The following is a 22,805-nucleotide window of genomic DNA, read 5'->3' on the forward strand; positions in this document are numbered from 1 at the left end:
CGCGGACCGCCTACGTCCCGGTATGAGTTCCCGCGACGACAGACGCGACGACGACCTCGAGGAGCGGCTCGACGAGCTCGAAGGCGTGCTGAGCGAGCTCCGCCGCGACCTCCGCGAGACCGAGCGGGACCGCCGCGGGCCCCCGCGACCCCCCCGGCTCTCCGAGCTGGTGCGGTTCACCGAGCAGTACACCATCCCCACGGTGATCGCGCTCCTCGAGACGACCATCAAGTCGCTCGAACTGGTGCAGGGGACGCTCCGGCTCGCCGACCCCGGCCGGACGCTCGACGAGGCGGGCTCGGCGGCCGACCGCCTCGGCGACGTGCGGGACGGCGCGAGCGCCGGGCTGTCGCGGTCGCTCTCGGAGCTTCGGACGGCGCTCTCCGAGGCCGACCTCCCCGAGGAGGCCGCCTCCCGGTCGATCATCGAGGACGCGCGCGACCTCACCGCCGAGATCGAAGCGCGGATCGACGAGGGGCGCCGCGAGGCCGACGCCGCGCGGCGCGGGCGACGCGGTCCGTCTGAGGGGCGGAGCGGCGAGCCCCGCGCAGCGAAGGACGCGACCGACGCCGGTGGCGACCGCGACGACCGCGACGACCGCGGCGTCCGGATCGACGTGACCGACCCGGGCGACGAGGGGGACGGAAACGGGGAATCCGACGACCCCGGACCCGAAGTCGACGTCGAGTCGGAGCTGGAGTCGATCAAGCGCCAGTTCGGCGACGCCGAGGCGGAGGAGGAACCGGTCGATGCCGACGAAGCGGCGACGGACGCCGACGACTCGACCGCCGACGATTCGACCGCCGACGATTCGACCGACTACCGCGATTCGGCCTGACCGCCGCGCCGCCGACTTTTAAAGGAGAACCGCTCGACTCGGACCGTCAAAAATCGACGCCGAGCCGGTCCGCGACCCGCTCGGCCGAGTCGAGGAGGAGCGTCTCGTCGTCGGTGAACACCTCGAGCGCGACCGTGCCGTCGAACCCGCCGAGCTCGGACTCCACGATCCCGTAGTCGACCTCGCCGGCCCCCACGGGGAGGTGGGTGTCGCCGCGGCGGCGCACGTCGTGGCAGTGGAGGTGGGAGACCCGGCCGCCGTGGCTCCGGAGGAATCGCTTGATCGCCTTGTTGTCGCCCTCCATGTACGCGTGCCCCACGTCGAAGCAGATCGGCGTGTCCGTCTCCCGCGCGAGGTCGCCGAGGACGGAGAGTTGGAGCCCCGCGTGTTGGTGGCCGACGTTCTCGACGACGACCTCGACGCCCGCCTCGCGGCCGGCGTCGGCGACTCGCCGGAGCTGGTCGGCGGCCGTCTCCCGGAACCCGATGTCGTCGCGGTCGGCGGAGGTGGCGTGGAGGACGGCCTTCTCCGCGCCGAGGTCGCCGGCGGCATTTAAAAGCCGGCGCTGGTAGTCGACGATCGCGTCGTTGACCTCGGGGACATAACTGGCCAGTCGCTGGCTGTACGGCAGGTGGACGACCAGGTCGCGCCCGGCGAGCGCGTCGCTCAGGCGACCGCGGTCTATTTCGCCCGGCACGAGCGTCGGCTCGCCGACGCCGAGTTCGCAGAAGTCGAACCGCGACGGCGACGCCGCGAGCCGGTCGAGGTCGTCGCCGACGGTGAGACCGATGTCCATATCGGCGGTGGGAACGGCGCCGTGTTAGTTATCTCTATTTATTTCGCTGACCGGTCGCAACATGATACGTCGGGCGTCGCGTTCGCCGCAGGCAGTCCGGCGGCGGGTTCGGCGGTCCGCTCGCGGCCGGAAGCCGAGTCGGAATCGCGTTCGAACCGGTCGCCGATCTGTTCCGGCCGTCCGTCTCGCGAGAGCCGGTCAGCGCCGCCGGATTCGGGAGGGCGGGCGTCCGACGACCAGCCACTACGGTCCCGACTGTTGTTGCCGGAGGTCGTCGCTCGGGTACACGCGATAGGTGCGACCCTGGCGTTCCCGATACAGCAGCCCCCGCTCTTCGAGCGAGCTCACGGTCTGGCTCACTTTGCTCTTCGAGAACTCCGACCGGTCCCGGAGTTCGATCTGCGTGACTCCGGGCGAGCTCAAGACGGGCTCGAGGACGCGCCGCTCGTCGTCCGGCAAGAGGTCGAGAACGCGCGCCTTCGGGTCCGACTCGGGATTGATAGCTCCGCCTTGCGAGCCTTCGCCCGTCGCCGACGCCGACATCTCCGTCGGCGCCTGAGCCGGGGCGTCGCGCTCTGTCCCGTCGATCTGATCTGCACCCTCGCGTTCAGTCGCGTCGATCTGCTCCGCCCTATCGCGTTCGGTCGCGCCGGTCCCGCTCGGATCGGTGAGCTCCCCCCGAACCAAGACGTAGACCCCGCCGATAGCGCCCGCGACGAACAGCGTTCCAACCGCGTACCAGAGCGGGTCCGGTCCGTGCATCCACCCCATAGACATCTCCATGACCGACCCCATCGACTGCTCGAAGGCGCGGCGCTGTCGATAGGCCCGCCAGGTGAGCGCCCCGCCGGTCAAGAGGACGAACCCGAGGAGCACACCGACGACGGCGTCCGCTCGACGTCGGTTCATACGACGGCCCCCGGTCGCGAGGTCTGTCTGCTCATACCGTCGCTTTGTCGGCGAGAAGTGTGACGATTGCGGATCGCGACCGCGCCGGCGAGATCCCCCCGTCCCCGAGGGCGCCCGTCGGAGTCGTCAGTGGTCATGGCCGTGACCGTGGCTCGGCATCTGCGGGCGCTGATCGGCGAACTCCGTCGGGTCCGCTTCGAACGTCCGCTCGCAGGCCGTCGAGCAGAAGTAGTACGTCGTCCCCTCGTGGGACGCGCTCGGTCCGTCGTCGTCGGTCCGCATCCCGCACACCGGATCGCGATACCGCCCGGGCGCGCCGAGTCCGCGTCGATAGACGTACGCGAGGAACCCGGTGAGCGCGAAGGCGACCAGGTTGAGGTAGAACGTGTAGTTGAGCTCGAAGTACGTCTGTTCGGTCGCGGTCTCGCCGCCGGCTAGGTCGGGGACGATTCCGAGGGCGTCGAACAGCAGCTCCATGAGGAAGCCGGTGAACGCCATCGTGACGAAGAAGACGCCGAGGATGTACAGCATGACCGTCCAGCCGTAGTACTTCCGGTAGACGTTCAGGACCGGAATCGTGATGAGGTCGGCGTAGACGAACGCGATGACGCCGGCGAAACTGATCCCGCCGCCCCACAGCGCGACCGCGAACGGGACGTTACCCATACTGCCGACGAAGCTGAGGACGGCGATGGCGACACCCATAACCGCGTGCTCGGCCGTCACGAGCAGCCCGTCGCCCTGGACGAACAGCGTGTTCCACACCCACTGTGGAACGAAGACGATGACGAACCCGGAGATGAGAAACCCCGCGACGACGTCCGTCCAGATCATCGACCACTCCTTGCGGTACTGATTGGCGATCTTATACCAGCCCCCCCACGACCGCAACTCCTCGCGCCACCCGCCGCCGCCGGACGTCTGCTGGAGATACGTCTCCAGACAGCCCGCCGAGCAGAACTGCAGCGTCTCACCGCCGTCGGTCGTGAGCGAGTGCTCCTCCGTGCCTTCCATCCCGCAGGTGGGGTCCTCCGTGACCCCCGACTCGCGGTCGCGCTCGTTGACCGTCTCCCGGACCTCGTCGAAGAGGCTCTCGGGGAGCGTGAGGCGGACGATGACGGCCATGACGGCGATGAGGACGAGGCCGCCGAGCAGCTCCGCGAGCAGGAACTCCCACCCCAGCAGAATCAGGATCATTAGCCCGAGCTCGACGATGAGGTTCGTCGACGCGAACATGAACGCGAGGAAGTTCACCACGTGCGCGCCCTTTTTAAAAAGCCCCTTGCCGATGGCGACAGCGCCAAAACTGCAGCCGCTGCTCGCCGCTCCGAACGCGGTCGCCTTCGCGAGGCCGCTCAGGTCGCCGTCTCCCAGCACTCGCGCCATTCGCTCCTTGGAGACGTAGACCTGGACCAGACTCGTGATCGTGAGCCCCATGATGATCGCCCACGCCGCCGTCCAGAGGAACCCGACACCGATGCGGAGCGACTCGAGGACGCCGTCGAGTATCGACGCCTGCATGTCTGTATCATCGTCAGAATCATCTATTGCAGTTTCCCTTAGAAAACCGCTCCTCGCACGGCGAGAGAACTATACGAACAACGGCTATTCGACGAATATTCTTTGGATACAAAGCTCACGAGGGTATTGGACCGCCACGACGCACCCGACCGGCCGTCGCGGCGTCCGCGGCCCTCCCGCCTCAGTCGTCGAGCGGGTTCTCGACGTCGATCTCGCCGGAATCGATCTCGGCCTCAACCTCGCGGACCGCGGTGACCATGTTCTCGGTCTTGCCGTACGCGATGTCGCGCGGGAGCAGCTTCAGCCCGCAGTCGGGCGAGATGGTGAGCTTCTCCGGCGGGACGACGCGGAGACCCTGCCGGATGTTCTCCTTGATCTCCTCGACCGGCTCGACCTCGGCGGTGTGGGCGTCGACGACGCCGAGCGCGAGGTCGGGCTCGAACTCGGGGTCCGTGAACGTCGGGATCTGCTCGAAATCGCCGTTACACAGCTCCACGTCGAACTCGTCGATCGGGTAGTCGTTGATCTCGGGGTAGATCCGGGAGTAGTCGCCGTAACAGACATGGAGGCCGATGCGGACCTCCTCGTCGATGCCCGAGACGATGCGCTCGAGGGCCTCGCCGACGATGGCGTGGTCCTCCGGCGTCGTCGCCAGCGCGGGCTCGTCGATCTGGATGTAGCGCGCGCCCGCCTCGACCAGCTTCTCGACCTCCTCGTTGACGAGGTCCGCGAGGTCGTAGACGAGCTCCTCGGTGGAGGGGTACGCCTCGTTGAACGCCCAGAACCCCAGCGTGTACGGCCCCGTGATCGGGACCTTGACGGGGCGCTCGGCGACGTTCGAGGTGAACTCGAACTCGTCGACGAGCCACGGCTCGTCGTACTCGACCTCCTCGACGACCGACGGCTTGTCGAAGTAGTTGTGTCCCCACACCTTCACGGGGCCGTTGAACTCGTAGCCGTCGATGCGGTCGGCGAAGAACTCGACCATCTCGTTGCGGCGCATCTCGCCGTCGACGACCGTGTCGAGCCCGGCGCGCTCGTGCTCGTGGGTGATCAGCCGACAGGCGTCGTCGTGGGCCTCTTCGAGGTCCGACGCGTCGAACTTCGAGTCCGGGTCGTCGACGAGCTCGTCCGCCCGGTTCAGCCACTTCGGCTTCGGGTACGAGCCGACGACGGTCGTCAGCAGGAACGCGTCGTTCGGGTGGTCGTTCGGGCGGAACTGTTCGCGGTTGGCAGACGGGTTTCGGACCATTACTCGAGCACCTCCGCGGCGGCGGCCAGCGTGTTCAGCTTCGCGCGGTACTTGTTGCTCGGCAGGTAGAACAGCTCGGTGTTCGGCGTCAGGTAGGTCCGGTCGAACCCCTCGGCGGGGATCTGCGACTCGAACCATTCGACGCGCTCCGCGACCGTCTCCGGCTCCTCGACGAGCGTGTTCTGCCCGTCGACGAGGCCGAGCGCGAGCGAGTCGGTGGAACCGAACTCCTGGACGTTATAAACCGTGTCGTCGCGGTCGCCGGCGACGAGGTCGAGCCCGAGCGCGTCCGCGCCCGCCTCGTCGACGAGGTGCGCGTACAGCTTCTCGTCGAGCGCGCCGTAGGAGGTCTGAACGACCACGTCGGCGTCGGTCGCGTCGGCGACCGTCGCGATCGCGTCGGTCGCGGCGGACTCCTCGCCCTCGGCGGGCGGGTTCGTCACCAGCGACGGCTCGAGGAGGAACAGCGTCTCGTGGGCGGGGAACGCCTCGACCTCGCCGGCGAGGAACTCGGCGATCGCGGCCTGGAACGCCGCCTCGTCGCCGTAGTGCTCGTCCGTCGCCAGCTCCGCGAGCGAGTACGGGCCCGGGAGCGTCGCCGCGAGGGGGGCCTCGCCGCCGATCAGGTCGGTCGCCGCCTCCAGTTCGCGGGCCACGTCGCCGGAGAAGCCGAGGTCGTCGACGACCCGCGGGTCGCGGTAGAAGTTGTTGTTGTCGTAGTACCGCACGATACCGCCCGTCTCGACGCTGTCGTGGACCGTCAGCGGATGCGCGATCATGTCGTCCCAGCGACCCTGCCCCTCGACGACGCGGTCGAGGCCGGCGTCCAGCTGGTCGTCGACGTACTCGGCGCGCACCTCGGCGTACTCCTCGACGATCGCCTCGCTCTCGTCGCCGCTCAAGAGGTCACCCTTCTGGTGTCCCTTGAGGTCGGAGAGCGTCTCCTTCGCCCAGTCCGGGAGCGGGTACAGCCCCGGCGTGGCCGCGACTCGTTCAGTCATCACCGTTGGTTCGATATGCCGGCGTATAATATTTGCTAATACGTTTCATGTCTTGAGGTAATAAATGGTGGTCGCCGTCACCGACGAGCGGGGGGCGTCACTCCCGCCGCAGCGCCAACACCGTGAGCGTCTCGAAGGGGAACGACTCCTCGACCACCGGTTCGGCCGCGAACCCGGCGTCGTCCGCGAGGGCGAGCACCTCGTCGTACCCCGTCAGCGACGACACCAGCAGCAGGACGACGCCGCCGGGCGCGAGCACGCGCCCGACGTCGTCGAGGAACGGCTCGATGAGTTCCCGGCCCGACTCGCCGCCCGAGAGCGCGTGTTCCATCCAGTCGCCCCACTCGTTGTCCGGGTCCGTCGGGAGGTACGGCGGGTTGAAACACACCGCGTCGAACGCGTCCGCCCGAAACGGGGCGAGGAGGTCGGCGACGACCCCCTCGACGCCGCGGTCGGCGACCTGCCGCGCCGCGTGGGGGTTGAGGTCGCTGCCGACCACGTCGAGCCCGCGCTCCTCGGCGATCCGCTGAGCGACCCAGCCCGAGCCCGTGCCGACCTCCAACACCCGGCCGTGCGCCTCTTCGAGCGCCGCCTCCGCGAGCAGCCCGGAGTCCTCGGCCGGCTGGTACACGACGGCCTCGTCGAGGCCGCGCCGCTCCGCGAGCCCCGAGTCGGTGTCGGGGTCGGAGCCGTCTCCGGTCATCGGTCGGACTCCCCCGATCCCTCGGCGCCGCCGTCCCCGCTTTCGGCGTCGGTGCCGCCGTCGCCGTTCCGGGCTCCGCCGTCGCCGTCCCCGCTCTCGGCGGTCGACCCCCCGCTGTCACCGCCCGATCGCGACCCGCCGCGCGTCGCCGCGCGCCCCTCGACCGACGCGTCCAACTGCGGGCCGGCGGCGTTCGGGTCCCGCGCAGAGAGCGTCTGCTGCGGGAAGGGGATCACGATCCCCTCGTCTTCGAGCGCCGCCTTGACCGCGTTCATCGCGGCGGTCTGCGTCCGCCAGCGCTTGCGCATGCTCGGGTTGCGGATCCAGTAGCGGAGCCCGAGGACGACCGCCGAGTCGTCGAACCGCTTTGTCACGGCGTCCGGTTCCGGCATCTCGGCGACGTCCTCGACCTCGGCGGCGGTCTCCTCGATCACCGCCGCGGCGCGCTCGATGTCGGTGTCGTAGTCGACGGCGACCTCGACTTCGATCCGGTAGCGGTTCCGCCGCGACCGGTCGATTATCGAGCCCGACCGGACCGTGTCGTTCGGGAGCGTGATCACCTCGCCGTCGAACGACCGGAGGCGGGTGCTCATGATCGAGATCTCCGTGACCGTCCCCTCGTGGTCGCCCACCTCGACCCAGTCGCCCACCTCGAACGGGCGGGAGAACATCAGCACGAAGCCGGCGAGGATCGCGCCGAGGGTCTGGCGGGCCGCCATCCCGACCACGATCCCCAAGAAGCCGGCCCCGACGAGGAGCCCCCCGACGTTGTCGGTGAACAGCCCCACGACGACGAGCAGCGCGGCCGTGTACACCGACAGCTGCGTGAGCCGGAGGATGACCTCCTGCTGGTGGTCGGTGATCGACGCGCTCTCGTTCGCGACCTCGCGGATGACGCCGCCGAGGAAGTCCGTGACCGCGTACGCGACCGCGAGGAGCACCACCGCGAGCACGACGTTCGAGAGCTGGTCGGCGATCGCGGCCGACCGGACGGCTTCGAGGAGCGCCCCGCTCCGGTCCCACACCGCGATCAGCCCGATCGCGCCGGCCGCCGTCACGGTCGCGACGCTCGCCGACAACAGCAGCCGACGCGTGGAGGAGAGCTCGGCGTCCCGCTGCTTCAGTCGCCGAGTGAGGTGCCGCGCGGCAAGCACGACCGCGACGATCAGCGCCGACACCGCGATCCGTTCTGGGTTCCCCGAGACGACGCTCTGTACGTCGGTCGTGAGGTCGGAGCCGGCGCCGGTCATCCGCGGTCACACCTCCGCCGGCGAGCCGCGTTCGCGGGCCAGCTCGGCCAGCGCCGCGAACGCCGACGGGTCGAGGTCGCCGGGCCGGCGACGAAGCAGGTCCTCGTCGGCGGCGTCGACGACGGCCTCCGGGTCGTCCAGCCCGGAGATGTGGCCGGTGTTCCGTATCGCGTTCCGGACCGTCTTGCGCCGCTGGGTGAACAGCGCTTTGACGAACCGGAGGAAGAAGGCCTCGTCGCCGACTTCGTACTCCGGGTCGCGGGGCGTACACAGGACGACGGCGCTCTCGACGGCCGGCTGGGGGTCGAACGCCTCTTTCGGAACGCGCTCGACGATCTCGACGGCGGCGTAGTGCTGGGCGGACACGGAGAGCCGGCCGTACTCCGACTCGCCGGCCGACGCGACCATGCGCTCGGCGAACTCGACCTGGAACATCAACACGAGCGGCTTCCCCTCGGGGAGCAGCCGGAAGGCGATCTCCGAGGAGACGCCGTAGGGGAGGTTCGCGACGCAGGCGGTGAACGGGGGGAGATCGACGTCGAGGGCGTCGCCCTCGATCACGTCGAGGAGTCCGTCGTCGACCGCGGTCGCGAACTCCTCGCGGAGGAAGTCGGCGAAGACGCCGTCGCGCTCGATCACCGAGAGGCGGCCCGGCGCGGTATCGGCGTCAGCGGGTGCGGCATCGGCGTCAACGGGTGCGGCATCGGCGTCAACGGGCGCGGCATCGGCGTCGGAGCCGCGACGGGCCGCCACCGCCAGTAGCCGGTCGGTGAGCGCGCCGGCGCCCCCACCGATCTCCAAGAGGTGGCTCGCGTCGGCGTCGTCGGGGAGGTACGCGGGGATCCGGTCGAGCACGCGGTCGTCGACGAGGAAGTGCTGGTCGCGGTCGGGGTTCGCGCGCTCCCCGGCCCGCCGGGCGAGCGCGTCGGGGTCGCGGCCCCCGTACGCCGCGCCAGCGCCCGTCGATGAATCGGTCATGGCCGCGTTACTCCGCCGTTCCGGGTAAAAGTCCCGTTTCGGGGCGTCGGGCCCAGTTCCGGCTTCGAGCCGGACCTCGCCCCGCCTCACTCCTCGTAGCCGACGAACCGTCGGTACTTGAGGTCCTCGTCGCGGATCTCCTCGACGATCCGCTCCACGATCACCTCCCGCGGGCGGTGGAGCCCGGAGACGCGCTCGGTGACCTCCTCGAAGCTCTCGAACGGGCCGCGCTTCCGCTCGTCGAGCACCTTGTTCCGGAGCTGCTTGCCGATCCCGGGCAGGAGGTTGAGCTGGTGGAGCCGCAGGGTTATCGGGCCGGCCTCGTTGTAGAAGTCGACGAACCGCCGCTCGTCGCCCTCGACGACGGCCTCGACCGCGTACTCGATCTCGGCGGCCGCGTTCCGGGTCAGGTCGTCGAACGACACCTCGCGGTACCGACCGACGGCCGGTCCGTCGAGCCCGATCCGGTCGCTCACGGAGACGTCGGCCTCGTCGTCGAGCATGAGCTCGTACAGCCGGAACGCGTCCGTCCCGAGGCCGTACGCGACCGGCGACTTCCGGTACTGCGGGCGGTCGTCGTCGGGCCGTCCGTTGGGCATCACGTCCAGGAGGACGACAACGGGACCGTCGGCCGCGTCCGGCTCCGCTCCCGCGCCGGGGTCGTCCTCCGCGCCGGGGTCGTCCTCCGCGTCGGGCGCCTCGGTTTCGGGATCGCTCATACCTGTTTAAGAGGTCCGCGCGGTGAAAAAACCGCTGGCGCACAGTCGGAGGCGGCCGCTCCCGTTCGGTTCGTCCCCGTCGAGTCGACCTCGCGGGGTCGACCTCGCCGGGACGTTCCCGCTCGGCGACGACCGGCGAAAGCCAAAAGCCGGTCTGCCCCCGATGAACGGTATGAACGAGCCCGGTACCGAGGGCGTGCTGTTGGACCAAGAGACGCTCCACGATCGGCTCGACGACGCGCCCGAGTGGCTTCGAGAGCACTACCGCACCTTCCGCGAGTCGATGCTCGGCGAGCGCGACGGCTCCCCGTTCCCCTGCTACTTCGGCATCGAGGTCGAGCGGGAGGGGGACCTGCTGTACGCCGCCTGCGAGTCGACCACCGATCCCGCGGCCCTGCTCCGGTTCCGCGACGTGCTCGTCGAGTACCTCGACACGTACGCGGACCACGCCGACCGCACCCCGCTGGCCGTCTTCTTCCGACCGCCAGAGGGCGACGCCGGCGAGGCGCACTACCACGAGCGGCTGTGGCACGTCCTGGAGTTCCTCCACGTCCACGACCCCGAGCCGTGGCCCGACGACATCCCGACCGACCCCGACACCCCGCGCTGGGAGTTCTGCTTCGGCGGCGAGGCGCTGTTCCCGACCTCGCGGGCGCCCTTCTACGACGAGCGGAAGAGCCGGTACTCGCCGGTCGGCCTCGAGATCACCTTCCAGCCGCGGGCCGTCTTCGACGGGCTCACCGCCGACACCGAGGCGGGCGAGCGCGCTCGGGAGACGATCCGCGAGCGCATGGGCGAGTACGACGGCGTCTGTCCCCACGCCGACCTCGGCGACTGGGGCGTGGAGGGCGACCGCGAGTGGAAACAGTACCTGTTCCACGAAGACGACGACGCGAGCCCGGACGCCTGTCCCCTCGACCCGACTCGAGAGCACCCGAAGGCGCCCGAGGCGCTGTTGGCGCCCGGCGCGTGGCGTCGGCTCACCGAGTCGGCCGCGCCCGACGGCGACGCCGGATCCGTGACCGCGGGACTCGGCGATGACTGAGCCGTCCCGGCCGGCGGACGACGCCCTCGCGCTCCCCGACGACGCCGTCCTCCTCCTGATCGACTTCCAGGTCGGGTTCGACGAGCCGGGGTGGGGCGAGCGCAACAACCCCGACGCGGAGTCGGTCGCGGCCGCGCTCCTCGGCCGGTGGCGAGCGGCCGACCGGCCGGTCGCGCACGTCCGACACGCCTCGACCGAGCCCGACTCCCCGCTGCGCCCCGACGGCCCGGGGTTCGAGTGGAAGCCGGAGACGGCGCCCGCGGCGGGCGAGGCGACCTTCGAGAAGTCGGTCAACGGCGCCTTCCTCGACTCCGGACTCGACGAGTGGCTCCGCGAGGCGGGCCGCGAGGCGCTCGTCGTCTGCGGGCTCACCACCGACCACTGCGTCTCCACGACGGTCCGGATGGCGGAGAACCGCGGGTACGACGTCTGGCTCGTCGCCGACGCCACCGCGACTCACGCCCGGACGGCCCACGACGGCGACCGGATCGACCCGGAGACCTCTCACCGGGTCGCGCTCGCGCACCTCGACGGCGAGTTCGCGACCGTCGTCGAGAGCGACGAGCTCGAGTGACGGGGGCGGCGGAGCCGGTCCGAGGCGCCTCTCTTCTCAGTCGTCCGCCGGATCAGCGCTCCCGGTCTCGCCCGCGCGCTCGGCGGCGTTCGCGAACATCCCCTGTCGGGTCGTGTACGCGAAGTACGCGCCGAGCCCGAGGAACCCGACGACGTTCGAGACCGCCACGGCCCAGAAGACGGCCTCCACCCCCCAGCCGAGTCCGGGGGCGACCGCGACGCCGAACGCCCCGAACGTCGCGGTGGCGGGCACCGCGGCGACCGCGATGGGGAAGCGGACCGCCCAGTACTTGACCAGGTCGGCGACGAACGACGTCCGGGTGCGAGAGGCCCCGTTGAAGCCGGCCAGCAGGGTGTACGTCCCGCCGAGCGCCCAGTAGGTGACCGCGAGGATCCGGAGGTACAACACCGACAGCGACCGACCGGCCGCGGTGAGGTCGGGCGCGAGGAGGTCGGTGATCGCCCCGGCGAACAGGAGCTGGACGGCGCCGAGCGCGAGGAAGCCCACGACGACCAGCCCGGTCCCGACCACCGTCGTCCGCCGGGCTCTGCGCGGGGCGTCCGCGCCGAGGTTCTGCCCGATCATCGACTGGGCCGCCTGCTGCATTCCGAGCGCGGGAACGATCGCGAGCGTCGAGACGCGCGCGCCGACCGTGTACGCCGCGACCCCGGCCGCGCCGCCGGCGATCGCCACGAGCCCGACGACGAGCACGCGGACCAGCTCGCTCACCCCGCGCTGGCCGCCGAGCGGGAGCCCGACCGCCACGACCTCGCGCACGGTTCCGGGGTCGACGGCGAGCGCGTCGCGAGTGAGGCGGAACGTGTCCCGGCCGACTCCCGCCGCGTACGCGAGCACGTGGATCAGCCCGGCGACGCCCGCGAGCACCGTCCCGAGGGCCGCGCCCGCGACGCCGAGCGCCGGGACCGGTCCGACGCCGAAGATGAGCACGGGCGCCGCGACGAGGTTGACGAGGACGCTGCCGACGCTCACGTGGAGGACGGCGCGCGTGTCGCCGTAGGCGGTGAAGCAGTTCTCCACCGTGTCGCCGACCGCGCCGAGCGGGAGGACGGCGACGATGATCGCGAGATAGGTCGCCGTGGTGCCGGCCAAGGCGGGGTCCGCCCCGAGGGCCCCCACCAGCTCGTCGGCGTAGAGGACGACGGGGATCGCGACCGCCGCGGTCCCCCCCAGCGCGACGAGCGCGCCGTTGACCGCGACGCGCCGCGCCCCCGCGTCGTCCTCGCCGCCCGCGCGCTGGGCGACGAGGATCTGCGTCCCGACGGCGGCGACGACCACCACCGCCCCCAAAAGCGACTGCACCGGGAGGCTGAGCCCGACCGCGGCGACCGCGTCCTCGCTCACCCGTCCGAGCCAGAACGTGTCGACGAGCGCGTTCGCGACGTACACGAGGTTCTGCGCGACGAGCGGGGCCGCGAGCAGCAGGAGCACCCGTCCCACCGGCCCGTCGGTGATCGCCTCGCGGTCGACGTCGAACATCGAATAGTTCCGTATCGGAATGATATAATAAAATTCTATTGATGTTAGATACCATACGGCTCGCCGGGCGGGTCGTCGGTCCGATCCTCACGTTTTTGCACTCGGCCGCCGTGGTTCCGGTATGCAACGCGGCCGTCGGAAGCCGGACTGGCTGAAGTCCCGTCCCCCGTCCGGGTCCCGGTTCACGGAGATCAAGGAGCGCCTCCGCGAGCGCGACCTCCACACCGTCTGCGAGGAGGCCAACTGCCCCAACATGGGCGAGTGCTGGTCCGGCCGCGAGGGCCCCGGCACCGCGACGTTCATGCTCATGGGCGACCGCTGCTCGCGCGGCTGTAACTTCTGTGACGTGGAGACGGGCGGGATGGAGGCGCTCGACCCGGACGAGCCCGCGAACGTCGCGGACGCCGTCGCCGAGATCGGGCTCGATTACGTCGTCTTGACCTCCGTCGACCGCGACGACCTCGCCGACGGCGGGTCGGCGCACTTCGCCGAGACGATCCGCGAGATCAAGCGCCGCGACCCGGAGATCCTCGTCGAGACGCTGATCCCCGACTTCCAGGGCGACCCCGAGGCGATCGACCGGATAATCGAGGCGGGACCCGACGTGATCGCCCACAACGTCGAGACGGTCGAGCGGCTCCAGTGGCCGGTGCGGGACCGGCGGGCGAACTACGAGCAGTCGCTCGCGGTGCTCGACCGGGTTGACCGCGAGTCGGACGTCCACACCAAGACGAGCCTCATGCTGGGCGTGGGCGAGTACGACCACGAGGTGTACCGGACCCTCGGCGACCTCCGCGAGGTGGGCGTCGACGTGGTCACCTTCGGCCAGTACCTCCAGCCGTCGCGCTCGCACCTCGACGTGTTCGAGTACGTCCACCCCGACGCCTTCGAGACGTGGCGCGCGGTCGCGGAGGAGGAGTTCGACTTCCTCTACTGCGCCTCGGGACCGATGGTCCGATCGTCGTATAAGGCCGGTGAACTGTTCGTCGAGGCGCTGCTGCGCGAGGGCCGGTCGCCCGCCGACGCCCGTCGACACGCGCGGGCCGCGGGCGGCGACTGAGCCGGATCGAAACGGCGGATCGGAACCGCTCTAGGGTCCGACAGCTGTCAGGCGTTTTCGAGGTCTCGACTTTTGTCGAAACAGCGAGTTATTTACCTCTCGCCGACTCACCCTGCGTCAGTGAGACGCACACATGGGAACAACTGAATCGTCGATCGTCGACTCGGCGCGGGCCCGGCCGGGGCTTCTCCTCGTCGTCCTCCTCGGCGGCCTCCTGCTCGTCGACCTCGCAGCGAAGCTCGCCGGGCTCTCTCTCGGTCCGCTCGGCGGGTCGGTCTCGGTCGATCGGCTCGGCTCGAACCTCTGGAACGGGGTCATCATCGGACTCGTCGTCGGGCTCGCCGGAATCGGGCTCTCGATGACGTACAGCATCCTCTCGTTCGCGAACTTCTCGCACGGCGACCTGCTCAGCACCGGCGCGTTCACCGGCTGGGGCGTCGCGTTCCTGATCGCCGGGTTCGGCGACATCCCGGTCCGGACGCTGTTGTCCGTCCGCGACGCCGGGAGCGCGAGCGCGGGCGACATCGGGGCGCACATCGTCTCCACGCCGATCGCGATCCTCGTCGGCCTGCTCGCGGCGTTCGCGATCACCGCCGTCGTGGCGCTGGCGCTCGACCGCGCGTTCTACAAGCCGATGCGAGACCGGGACGGGATCTCGATCCTCATCGCGTCGATCGGCGCCGCGCTGATCGTCCGGTACGTGATCCAGTTCGTCTACGGCTCCGACCGGCGCGGCGTCACGGCGAGCGTCGACGCCTCGAATCTGGCGTTCGGCCCGCTCGGGCTCTCCGTCAACGCCCATGAGTTGACTATCGTCGTCGCCGCGGCCGGACTCATGCTCGCGATGCACTTCATGCTCCAGCGCACGAAGCTCGGCACCGCGATGCGGGCGATGGCCGACAACAAGGACCTCGCGCTCGTCACCGGCATCCCGGCCGAGCGCGTCGTCACCGCGACGTGGATCATCGGCGGCGGACTGGCGGGCGCCTCCGGGTATCTCTACGTGTTGCTCCGGGGGACGATCCAGTTCGACTTCGGCTGGCTGCTGTTGCTCCTGATCTTCGCGGCCGTGATCCTCGGCGGGATCGGCTCGGTGTACGGCGCGATCGCCGGCGGGCTCGTCATCGGGATCGTCTTCACCACCTCGACTATCTGGATCCCCTCCGACTTCAACGAGGCCGCCGCCTTCGCGGTGATGATCACCATGCTCCTCCTGCGGCCGGAGGGACTCTTCGGAGGTGTTTCGACCGCATGAGCGACGACTCAGCGCGTCCCTCCGAGACGGAGGCGCCGGAGAGCGCAACGGCCGCCGTGATCGACGCCGCGCGCCGCAGCGACCTCGGGCTTATCCTCGGGACGCTGCTCGCGGTCTACCTCGTCGCGGCGCTGCTCACGTTCACCGACGGCCTCAACAGCGTCGTCGGGCTGATGCGGACGCTGACGTTCCTCGGACTCGTGTACGCGCTCGCCGCGCTCGCGCTGAACCTCCAGTGGGGCTACGCCGGGCTGTTCAACATCGGCGTGGCCGGGTTCATGGCGCTGGGCGTCTACACGATGGGGATCGTCGTTCGGTCTCCCGATCCGGCGTTCGGCCCGCCCGGATTCGGGCTCCCGCTCCCGGTCGGCATCCTCGCCGGCATGCTGGTGGCCGCGGTCGTCGGCCTGCTCGCCGCGCTCCCGGCGCTCCGGCTCAAGGCCGACTACCTCGCGATCGTCACCCTCGGCATCTCGGAGATCATCCGGCTGTTTCTCCAGTCGAGCGCGTTCGACACGTACCTCCGGGACACGCTCGGCGTCGGTACGGGCGGCGGCAGCGGCATGGGGATGCCGCGGAACCCGGTCCGCGAGCTGTTCCTCGTCGACGGGCAGGCCAACACGCCGACGGCCCTCGGGGACTTCGCCTTCGGGACCTTCGGGGAGAGCGGGCTCGGAATCTCCAACACGATCCTCATCGACTGGGCGTACATCGCCGTGCTCGCCGGCGTCGTGATCGCCTTCTTCGTCCTGCTCGAACGGCTCGGCCGGTCGCCGTTCGGTCGGACGCTCAAGGCGATCCGCGAAGACGAGCTCGTCGCCGACTCGCTCGGGAAGAACGTCGACCTGATCAAGATCAAGGTGTTCGTCATCGGCTGCGCGCTGATGGGGCTCGCCGGGATCCTCTGGTTCGGCAGCCAGGGCAACGTCTCGCCGACGCCGCAGTTCATGCCCGTCCTGACGTTCTACGTCTTCATCGCCGTCATCATCGGCGGGTCCGGGTCGAACGCGGGCGCGGTCCTCGGCGGCATCGTCTTCGCGACGGTGCTGTTCGAGGGGCCGCGCCGCGTCGGGGCGTCGCTGCGCGACGTCATCGACGCCGAGACGCCGCCGTCGTTCGCCGACGCGGTCGCCACGCTCGACCCGACCGCGTTCCTCGCGTTCGCGACCGACAACATCGCGCCGCTGCAGTTCGTCTTCCTCGGACTCATCCTGGTGTTCATCATGCACCGACGGCCCGACGGCATCCTCGGCGACCGGATCGAGACGGCCGCGGCCGTCGACCTCTCGGAGCGCCCCAGCGGGGGTGAGACCGATGAGTAGCGACATTCCGGACGCGTCCGACGTCGCCGAGGCGGCGGACTCGGCCGACGCGATCACCGACGAGCCCGAGGCGAACGACAGCGCCGTCGAGGAGGCGGCCAAGCACGTCCCGTCCGGGGCGCCGCCGCTCCGGGTCGAGGGGCTCGTCAAGCGCTTCGGCGGCGTCACCGCCGTCGACGGCGCCTCCTTCGAGGTCGAGGAAGGGTCGCTGACGGGGCTGATCGGTCCCAACGGCGCCGGCAAGTCGACCACGTTCAACTGCATCACCGGCGTCCACGAGCCGGCGGCCGGGTCCGTCTACTTCAAGGGCGAGGACGTCACCGGGCTCGAACCGTTCCGGATGGCGCGGAAGGGGCTCGTGCGGACCTTCCAGATCGCCCGCGAGTTGGAGGAGATGACCGTCTTGGAGAACCTGATGCTCGCGCCGAAGGGGCAGATCGGCGAGTCAGCGATCCGAGCGGTCACGCCCGGGCTCCGGGGCGAGGTCGTCGAACAGGAGGAGGCGATCCGCGAGCGCGCGTGGGAGACGCTCGACTTCTTCGAGATCGACCACCTCGCGACCGAACACGCCGGGAACCTCTCCGGAGGGCAGCGGAAGCTCCTCGAGATGGCCCGCGCGCTCATGACCGACCCGGAGGTGGTGTTGCTCGACGAACCGCTCGCGGGGGTCAACCCCACCCTAGAGGAGAAGCTCCTCGACCGGATCCACCAGCTGCGCGGGGACGGCTACACGTTCCTCCTCGTCGAACACGACATGGACGTCATCATGAACAACTGCGAACACGTCATCGTCATGCACCAGGGCAGCGTTCTCGCCGAGGGGACCGGCGACGAGATACGGAACAACGAGCAGGTCATCGAGGCGTACCTGGGTGAGGACATATGAGCGCCGAAGAGGCCGACTCGACCGACGACGCCGACGGGGAAGCCGTCGGCGTAGAGGAGTCCGCCGAACCCGTCGACGCGGCCGGATCCGCCGACTCCGACGACATGCCCGCCGACTCCGACGACACGCCCGCCGCCGCCAACGCGGGAACGAGGCACACGCTCGACGGCGACGCGATCCTCAGGCTGCGCGGCCTCGACGCCGGCTACGGCGACCTCCAGATCCTCTCGGACGTCGACCTCGACGTCGCCGACGGGGAGTACGTCACCATCGTCGGTCCGAACGGGGCCGGCAAGTCGACGGTGATGAAGACCGTCTTCGGGCTCACGACGTACATGGACGGGACCGTCGAGTTCGAGGGCGAGTCGATCCACGGGCTCGCGCCCGAGCAGATCATCCGCGAGGGGATCGGGTTCGTCCCGCAGAACGACAACGTGTTCCCGGGACTGAGCGTGCGCGAGAACCTCGAGATGGGCGCGTACATCCTCGACAGCGTCCCAGAGGACCAGATCGAGGAGATCTACGACCGCTTCCCGATCCTCCGGGAACGAGCGGGACAGAAGGCGGGGACGCTCTCCGGCGGCCAGCGGCAGATGGTCGCGATGGGGCGGGCGCTCATGCTCGACCCCGACCTCCTGTTGCTCGACGAGCCCTCCGCGGGGCTCGCGCCCGACCTCGTCGCCGACATGTTCGACCGTATCGACCGGATCAACGACTCGGGGACGGCGGTGCTCATGGTCGAGCAGAACGCCAAGGAGGCGCTGCGGCGCTGCGACCGCGGCTACGTCCTCGTCAACGGCGAGAACCGCTACACCGACCGCGGGGAGGTGCTCCTCGGCGACGAGGACGTGCGGAAGGACTTCCTCGGCGGCTAATTGGGTCCCCGGTCCCGGTGGTATCGCTCCCCTTCAGAGGCGGTTCCGAAACGGTGGATCGCTGACCCGTATCTCTCGATCGAGTGCGGGAGTGGGTGTCTTAATTCGGTTGATCGGGTATTTATAAGCGATCGAGTGGCGTCGCTGTCGACCGTTTATGAGTGGTTGGCACCGCTGCGGTGACGACCTCCAAAGCCCCAGCCGCACCGCACAGCCTCACGCCTCCCCAGCCTCGTCGGTCACCCTCCGCGTTGCTCCGGGTGACCGACTCCCTCGCGCGTGCACCTCGCGCCCTTCGGGCGCTCGGCGGCACGCGCCACCACACGTCATTTATAAGCGATCGTCGCCGTCGCTCACGGTCGTTTAAATACTCGCTCGGCGCCTCCGATCTGCAACACTCACTCCCGGCGTCGCGCAGAAAAAATCGGAAAACGGACCGATCCGAACCGCCTACTCGCCTACTGGTTCAGGACGCTCGACCACTGGCTGGTGTACGTCGCCTGCGCCGGCTCGAAGGAGACGCGCTCCGTGATCGTGCCGTCGCTCTCCTCGAAGGCCGCCACGTACTGCTCCTCGAGCGACTGGCCGTAGGCGTCGTTGAGGTACAGCGTCCCCGAGGACTCGGCGCCGACCGTGTCGCCCCTCGCGAGCTCGGCCATCGCCGGGCCCTGCAGGAGGTCGGAGGGCGCGGTCCGGAAGATGTAGCCGTTGTCGTCGAGGTCGGTCACGTCCGGGCTGGTCGAGGACGGCGAGATGCCGACGACGCCGTTCGGGATGAACACCTGGTCGGCCACTTGGAGGTTCACGTTCGAGGCGGCCGGGCCGACGACGGCGCCGTAGCCGGCGTCGACGAGCGAGTTCGCCCCGGAGATACCCGCCTGCGGGTCGGTCTGCGTGTCCTCGACGCGGGTGTCGACCGTGACGCTCAGGCCGGCGTCGTTGACCTGGGTCGCCGCGAGCAGCGCGCCGTCGCGGATCGGACCGCCGAGCGGACCGAGGTCACCGGTTTCGGGCATCAGCACCCCGACCTTCGCCTCGAACTCGTCGACGCCGACGGGGTCGGCCGACGGCGCGTCCAGGTCCTCGTCCGAGAGCTCGTTGCCGAACTCCAAGGTGTCGAGCGTGACGATATCGCCGTCCTGGAAGTCCTGCACGTCGTACGCCGCGGTGGCGATGTCGCCGTTGACGTCGAAGTTGACGCTCGACGACGCCCCGACGTAGTGGACGGGGTCGCCGGCGGCGACCGCCTCGACCGCGTCCGGGAGGGTCTCCGGCCCGAACTCGTCCCCGCCGGGGTTCGCGACAGTCCGGACCCGGTCGCGGATGGCCTCTCCCTCGTTCTCGCCCGCGGCGGTCGCCGCGAGGATCTCGACCGCCATCGCGTCGTACGCCTGCGCCGTGAACACGCCCGGTGCGGTGTCGTACTCCTCCTCGTACAAGCTGGTGAAGAAGTCCGCGCCCGGGCCGCCCGCGGACGGCGCGGTCCCGATGACGTTGTTCATATCGCTGTCGACCTCGCCGGGGAGGTCGGAGTCGATCAGCCCGTCGGGCACGACGATGTCGAGGTCGGGCACATCGTCGGCGAAGTCGGAGTAGAAGTCGCGGAACAGCTGGATGCCGGACTCCGGGAAGCCGACGACCATCACCGCGTCGGGCGCGCCTTCCCCGTCGCTCCCGTCGTCTCCGTCGGACCCGTCGCTCCCGTCGTCTCCGTCGCTCCCGTCGTCTCCGTCGCCGCTCTCGGTCGAGCAGCCGGCGAGTGCCGCAATGCCGGCAACTCCGGCGCCTTTGAGTACGTCGCGTCGCTGTATCCTTCGCGTCATTCTGTTACGCAATACCATACGTGAGTTTATAAGTGTATCCACGCCCACAAATACCACAGCGGATCGGTCGCGACCGTCATCGGGGAGTCTACCCCGTTCGAGACGCTGGCTGCCGGCGTCTGCGCCGAACGCCGATCGGCGCGAAACCGCGGTTCGTTATAGATATCAATCACTTCTCTCTGCCGATCGCGTCGGGATCCGCCCGGCGCTGACGGAGGACGTAGCGCGGCCGAGTCAGTACCCCTGTGCGTTTCCGTCCTTTCGCGGCTCGGTCGCCGCCGAAAGGACGCCGTCTCGGGAGCGCGCGATCTGAGCGCCGCCGAACATGGCCGGCGGGAGGGTCAACACGTCGTGGCCCTTCCGGGCCAGCTTCGCGGCGGTCCCCCCGTCGGCGTGGGGTTCGAGCGCTAGCTCGCCGCTCTCGCGGTAGCGCCACCGCGGCTCGTCGAGCGCGCGCTGGAGGGGCATCCCGTAGTCGACGAGGTTCGAGACCACCTGCACGTGCCCCTGCGGCTGCATGTACCCGCCCATCACGCCGAAGGCCGCCCAGTCGTCCTCGTCGAACCGGACGAGCCCGGGGATCAGGGTGTGGAACGGTCGCTTGCCCGGTTCGAGGCGGTTCGGGTGCTCCGGGTCGAGCGAGAACGACGCGCCGCGGTTCTGGAGGGCGATCCCCGTCTCGCCCGCGACGAGGCCGGAGCCGAACCCGGCGAACCGCGAGTTGATGTAGGAGACGACGTTGCCCTCCTCGTCCGCGACCGTCAGCAGGACGGTGTCGGCGTCCTCCGCGTTGGCCTCTGGGACGCCGAAGCTCACGTCGTGGTTGGCCCTCTCGCCGACCTCGGCCGCCCGCCGCTCCGCCCAGTCCGCGGACGCGAGCGGCGGGACCTCCTCGTAGGCCGGGTCGGTGATGTAGCGGTGGCCGTCGTGGAAGGCGACTTTCAGCGCCTCCGCGAAGTAGTGGACGCGCTCGGGGGAGTCGTAGTCGTACTCCCCGGCGCCGACCTCCGCCGCGACGTTGAGCGCCTCCAGCGCGATGAGCCCCTGGTTGTTCGGCGGGAGTTCGTACACCTCGGCGCCGTTGTACGTCGTCGAGACCGGCTCCGGCCACTCCACCTCGAAGCCCGCGAGGTCGTCGACGGTCATGAACCCGCCCGCCGCCTGCACCTCTTCGGCGATTGCCTCGGCGATCTCGCCCTCGTAGACGGCGTCGGCACCCCGCTCGGCGATCAGCGTCATCGACTCGCCGAGCCGCGGGAGCGTCACGCGCTGTCCGACCCCGGGCGACTCGCCGCCGAAGAGGTACGCCTCGCGGGCGTGGTCGCTCTCGAACAGCTCCTCGCCGTGGGTCCACGAGTCCGCGATCACCTCGCTGACCGGATACCCCTCGGTTGCGTACCGGATCGCCGGCCGCAGGAGCCGGTCGAGGCCAAACTCGCCGAACCGCTCGGCGGTCGCCTCCCACCCGCGTGCGGTCCCCGGGACCGTCACCGTCTGCGCCCCGGTCATCGGCATCTCGACCTCGCTCGGGTCGTCACCCTCGGCATCGTCGTCAGCCGCGAGCGCCTCCCGGGCGTTCTCAACCGTGGCGTCGGCGGGCGCGCCGCCGCAGGCCCGCATGGCGCCGACCTCGCCGTCGGCGGTGCGGTACAGCGCGAACACGTCGCCGCCCAGCCCCGTCGAGGTGGGCTCGACGACGTTGAGGGCGGCGGCGGTCGCCACCGCGGCGTCGAACGCGTTCCCGCCGTCGCGCAACACCTCGATCCCCGCTTGGCTCGCGAGCGGCTGGCTCGTAGCGACTACGCCGCGCTGTCCGTACACCGTCGACCGCCGGGAGCCGAACCGGTCCACGTCTGGGTCCATACCCGATCGTCCACCGGAATCCGGTTAAACGTCCCCCCGGACAGTTCCGGCCGCTTTGGAGTCCGCGGAGTTTGACGCGTTCGGCCGGCGAGCGAAGCGCGGTTACTAGCGGCTTATCGCCTTTGAGGCTGCATAACTAATGGCCCGCTCTCGGCATCACACCCATGGACCCCACGACCACAGCGGCCGTTACCCACCAGTACCTGTCCGAGGTCGCCGCCCCGGTCCCGCTACAGTTCTCGGGCGACTTCCTCGAGCTGGCGGTGCTGTTCTTCGTCATCGCCGTCGTGGCGGCCGTCCTCGGTGCACGCGGGATCGCCGGGGTCTCGATGACCGTCGCGAAGTGGCTCGTCATCATCTTCCTCGCGCTGGCCGTGATCTCGATCATCCTCTGAGCGGCCGACGGGCGGATCGGACGCCGTCGTTCGCCGAACGCGAAGGGTTGGCCTCGGCACTCATAGGGCTCGTCATCGCTGGTGCCGAGGCAGCTCGGAGCGGTGCATCGTCATCGGCCGGTCGCTCGTAGTCGGCTCGTCGCCTAAAAGGGCCGGGTCCGGACCGCGGTCGCGTTAAGTTAGAGGATGAGGCGGACGAGTTCTGAGTGTCTATGGCAGAATTCGACCGCCTCAACGATGGTA

The 22,805-nt window shown here is 69.8% G+C and carries 21 protein-coding genes; 9 read left to right on the top strand and 12 right to left on the bottom strand.

The features are described 5' to 3' along the window. Positions 1-22: 22 nt before the first annotated feature. Positions 23-838, top strand: a complete 816-nt coding sequence (locus tag C468_RS06345; protein ID WP_008848059.1) for a DUF7547 family protein — start codon at positions 23-25, stop codon at positions 836-838. Positions 839-884: 46 nt separating this feature from the next. Here C468_RS06345 and C468_RS06350 read toward each other — a convergent pair whose 3' ends face one another. The 9 genes from C468_RS06350 to C468_RS06390 all read right to left on the bottom strand — a co-directional run bounded on the left by C468_RS06350 (position 885) and on the right by C468_RS06390 (position 9,967). After that, positions 885-1,634: a sugar phosphate isomerase/epimerase family protein gene (locus C468_RS06350; protein ID WP_008848060.1), complete on the bottom strand. Its 750-nt coding sequence runs from the start codon at positions 1,632-1,634 to the stop codon at positions 885-887. Between the two features lie 243 nt (positions 1,635-1,877). After that, positions 1,878-2,543: a helix-turn-helix transcriptional regulator gene (locus C468_RS06355; RefSeq protein ID WP_008848061.1), complete on the bottom strand. Its 666-nt coding sequence runs from the start codon at positions 2,541-2,543 to the stop codon at positions 1,878-1,880. Positions 2,544-2,669: 126 nt separating this feature from the next. Beyond that, a complete protein-coding gene (locus C468_RS06360; protein WP_008848062.1) occupies positions 2,670-4,064 on the bottom strand; it encodes a permease in 1,395 nt (464 codons plus the stop codon). 181 nt (positions 4,065-4,245) lie between these two features. Then, on the bottom strand, positions 4,246-5,316 hold the full coding sequence (locus C468_RS06365; RefSeq protein ID WP_008848063.1) for a methionine synthase: 1,071 nt from the start codon (positions 5,314-5,316) through the stop codon (positions 4,246-4,248). After that, positions 5,316-6,317 carry a hypothetical protein gene (locus C468_RS06370; protein WP_008848064.1) on the bottom strand — a complete coding sequence of 334 codons (1,002 nt, stop codon included), beginning with the start codon at positions 6,315-6,317 and terminating at the stop codon, positions 5,316-5,318. The genes C468_RS06365 and C468_RS06370 overlap by 1 nt, the downstream gene beginning before the upstream one ends. 97 nt (positions 6,318-6,414) lie before the next feature. Then, positions 6,415-7,020 (bottom strand): HemK2/MTQ2 family protein methyltransferase, encoded by a 606-nt coding sequence (locus C468_RS06375; protein ID WP_008848065.1) that lies wholly within the window; start codon positions 7,018-7,020, stop codon positions 6,415-6,417. After that, entirely contained in the window at positions 7,017-8,270 is a 1,254-nt protein-coding gene (locus C468_RS06380) for a mechanosensitive ion channel family protein (protein ID WP_008848066.1), read from the bottom strand. Before C468_RS06380 ends, C468_RS06375 begins: the two co-directional genes overlap by 4 nt. A gap of 6 nt (positions 8,271-8,276) precedes the next feature. Continuing rightward, positions 8,277-9,248 carry a 16S ribosomal RNA methyltransferase A gene (locus tag C468_RS06385; RefSeq protein WP_008848067.1) on the bottom strand — a complete coding sequence of 324 codons (972 nt, stop codon included), beginning with the start codon at positions 9,246-9,248 and terminating at the stop codon, positions 8,277-8,279. 86 nt (positions 9,249-9,334) lie between these two features. Next, positions 9,335-9,967 (bottom strand): DUF655 domain-containing protein, encoded by a 633-nt coding sequence (locus C468_RS06390; protein ID WP_008848068.1) that lies wholly within the window; start codon positions 9,965-9,967, stop codon positions 9,335-9,337. Positions 9,968-10,139: 172 nt separating this feature from the next. On the opposite strand from C468_RS06390, the gene C468_RS06395 reads away from it, so the two are divergent. Both C468_RS06395 and C468_RS06400 read left to right on the top strand, forming a co-directional pair. Beyond that, positions 10,140-11,012, top strand: a complete 873-nt coding sequence (locus C468_RS06395) for a YqcI/YcgG family protein (protein WP_049912113.1) — start codon at positions 10,140-10,142, stop codon at positions 11,010-11,012. Continuing rightward, positions 11,005-11,586: a cysteine hydrolase family protein gene (locus C468_RS06400; RefSeq protein ID WP_008848070.1), complete on the top strand. Its 582-nt coding sequence runs from the start codon at positions 11,005-11,007 to the stop codon at positions 11,584-11,586. The genes C468_RS06395 and C468_RS06400 overlap by 8 nt, the downstream gene beginning before the upstream one ends. Positions 11,587-11,622: 36 nt before the next feature. Here C468_RS06400 and C468_RS06405 read toward each other — a convergent pair whose 3' ends face one another. Then, positions 11,623-13,083: an MATE family efflux transporter gene (locus C468_RS06405; RefSeq protein WP_008848071.1), complete on the bottom strand. Its 1,461-nt coding sequence runs from the start codon at positions 13,081-13,083 to the stop codon at positions 11,623-11,625. A gap of 121 nt (positions 13,084-13,204) precedes the next feature. Here C468_RS06405 and lipA point away from each other — a divergent pair, with 121 nt between their 5' ends. The 5 genes from lipA to C468_RS06430 all read left to right on the top strand — a co-directional run bounded on the left by lipA (position 13,205) and on the right by C468_RS06430 (position 18,481). After that, positions 13,205-14,143: a lipoyl synthase gene (gene lipA / locus C468_RS06410; protein WP_008848072.1), complete on the top strand. Its 939-nt coding sequence runs from the start codon at positions 13,205-13,207 to the stop codon at positions 14,141-14,143. 133 nt (positions 14,144-14,276) lie between these two features. Beyond that, on the top strand, positions 14,277-15,398 hold the full coding sequence (locus C468_RS06415; protein WP_008848073.1) for a branched-chain amino acid ABC transporter permease: 1,122 nt from the start codon (positions 14,277-14,279) through the stop codon (positions 15,396-15,398). Continuing rightward, positions 15,395-16,720, top strand: coding sequence for a branched-chain amino acid ABC transporter permease (locus C468_RS06420; protein ID WP_008848074.1), 1,326 nt, complete (start codon positions 15,395-15,397; stop codon positions 16,718-16,720). The genes C468_RS06415 and C468_RS06420 overlap by 4 nt, the downstream gene beginning before the upstream one ends. Continuing rightward, positions 16,713-17,606, top strand: a complete 894-nt coding sequence (locus tag C468_RS06425) for an ABC transporter ATP-binding protein (protein ID WP_008848075.1) — start codon at positions 16,713-16,715, stop codon at positions 17,604-17,606. The genes C468_RS06420 and C468_RS06425 overlap by 8 nt, the downstream gene beginning before the upstream one ends. Continuing rightward, positions 17,603-18,481 carry an ABC transporter ATP-binding protein gene (locus C468_RS06430; protein ID WP_008848076.1) on the top strand — a complete coding sequence of 293 codons (879 nt, stop codon included), beginning with the start codon at positions 17,603-17,605 and terminating at the stop codon, positions 18,479-18,481. The genes C468_RS06425 and C468_RS06430 overlap by 4 nt, the downstream gene beginning before the upstream one ends. Before the next feature lie 458 nt (positions 18,482-18,939). Here C468_RS06430 and C468_RS06435 read toward each other — a convergent pair whose 3' ends face one another. Both C468_RS06435 and ggt read right to left on the bottom strand, forming a co-directional pair. Next, positions 18,940-20,304 carry an ABC transporter substrate-binding protein gene (locus C468_RS06435; protein WP_008848077.1) on the bottom strand — a complete coding sequence of 455 codons (1,365 nt, stop codon included), beginning with the start codon at positions 20,302-20,304 and terminating at the stop codon, positions 18,940-18,942. 234 nt (positions 20,305-20,538) lie between these two features. Then, positions 20,539-22,167 (bottom strand): gamma-glutamyltransferase, encoded by a 1,629-nt coding sequence (gene ggt / locus C468_RS06440; RefSeq protein WP_008848078.1) that lies wholly within the window; start codon positions 22,165-22,167, stop codon positions 20,539-20,541. Positions 22,168-22,331: 164 nt separating this feature from the next. Here ggt and C468_RS06445 point away from each other — a divergent pair, with 164 nt between their 5' ends. Next, positions 22,332-22,562 (top strand): DUF1328 domain-containing protein, encoded by a 231-nt coding sequence (locus C468_RS06445; RefSeq protein WP_008848079.1) that lies wholly within the window; start codon positions 22,332-22,334, stop codon positions 22,560-22,562. The last annotated feature ends 243 nt before the right edge of the window (positions 22,563-22,805 follow it).

Source organism: Halorubrum kocurii JCM 14978 (assembly GCF_000337355.1).
Classification (GTDB): domain Archaea; phylum Halobacteriota; class Halobacteria; order Halobacteriales; family Haloferacaceae; genus Halorubrum; species Halorubrum kocurii.

Bases quoted from the DNA above. Each gene is read 5' to 3' on its own strand.
- C468_RS06345 (WP_008848059.1), top strand. From the start codon at position 23: ATGAGTTCCCGCGACGACAGACGCGACGACGACCTCGAGGAGCGGCTC.
- C468_RS06350 (WP_008848060.1), bottom strand. From the start codon at position 1,634: ATGGACATCGGTCTCACCGTCGGCGACGACCTCGACCGGCTCGCGGCG.
- C468_RS06355 (WP_008848061.1), bottom strand. From the start codon at position 2,543: ATGAACCGACGTCGAGCGGACGCCGTCGTCGGTGTGCTCCTCGGGTTC.
- C468_RS06360 (WP_008848062.1), bottom strand. From the start codon at position 4,064: ATGCAGGCGTCGATACTCGACGGCGTCCTCGAGTCGCTCCGCATCGGT.
- C468_RS06365 (WP_008848063.1), bottom strand. From the start codon at position 5,316: ATGGTCCGAAACCCGTCTGCCAACCGCGAACAGTTCCGCCCGAACGAC.
- C468_RS06370 (WP_008848064.1), bottom strand. From the start codon at position 6,317: ATGACTGAACGAGTCGCGGCCACGCCGGGGCTGTACCCGCTCCCGGAC.
- C468_RS06375 (WP_008848065.1), bottom strand. From the start codon at position 7,020: ATGACCGGAGACGGCTCCGACCCCGACACCGACTCGGGGCTCGCGGAG.
- C468_RS06380 (WP_008848066.1), bottom strand. From the start codon at position 8,270: ATGACCGGCGCCGGCTCCGACCTCACGACCGACGTACAGAGCGTCGTC.
- C468_RS06385 (WP_008848067.1), bottom strand. From the start codon at position 9,248: ATGACCGATTCATCGACGGGCGCTGGCGCGGCGTACGGGGGCCGCGAC.
- C468_RS06390 (WP_008848068.1), bottom strand. From the start codon at position 9,967: ATGAGCGATCCCGAAACCGAGGCGCCCGACGCGGAGGACGACCCCGGC.
- C468_RS06395 (WP_049912113.1), top strand. From the start codon at position 10,140: ATGAACGAGCCCGGTACCGAGGGCGTGCTGTTGGACCAAGAGACGCTC.
- C468_RS06400 (WP_008848070.1), top strand. From the start codon at position 11,005: ATGACTGAGCCGTCCCGGCCGGCGGACGACGCCCTCGCGCTCCCCGAC.
- C468_RS06405 (WP_008848071.1), bottom strand. From the start codon at position 13,083: ATGTTCGACGTCGACCGCGAGGCGATCACCGACGGGCCGGTGGGACGG.
- lipA (WP_008848072.1), top strand. From the start codon at position 13,205: ATGCAACGCGGCCGTCGGAAGCCGGACTGGCTGAAGTCCCGTCCCCCG.
- C468_RS06415 (WP_008848073.1), top strand. From the start codon at position 14,277: ATGGGAACAACTGAATCGTCGATCGTCGACTCGGCGCGGGCCCGGCCG.
- C468_RS06420 (WP_008848074.1), top strand. From the start codon at position 15,395: ATGAGCGACGACTCAGCGCGTCCCTCCGAGACGGAGGCGCCGGAGAGC.
- C468_RS06425 (WP_008848075.1), top strand. From the start codon at position 16,713: ATGAGTAGCGACATTCCGGACGCGTCCGACGTCGCCGAGGCGGCGGAC.
- C468_RS06430 (WP_008848076.1), top strand. From the start codon at position 17,603: ATGAGCGCCGAAGAGGCCGACTCGACCGACGACGCCGACGGGGAAGCC.
- C468_RS06435 (WP_008848077.1), bottom strand. From the start codon at position 20,304: ATGACGCGAAGGATACAGCGACGCGACGTACTCAAAGGCGCCGGAGTT.
- ggt (WP_008848078.1), bottom strand. From the start codon at position 22,167: ATGGACCCAGACGTGGACCGGTTCGGCTCCCGGCGGTCGACGGTGTAC.
- C468_RS06445 (WP_008848079.1), top strand. From the start codon at position 22,332: ATGGACCCCACGACCACAGCGGCCGTTACCCACCAGTACCTGTCCGAG.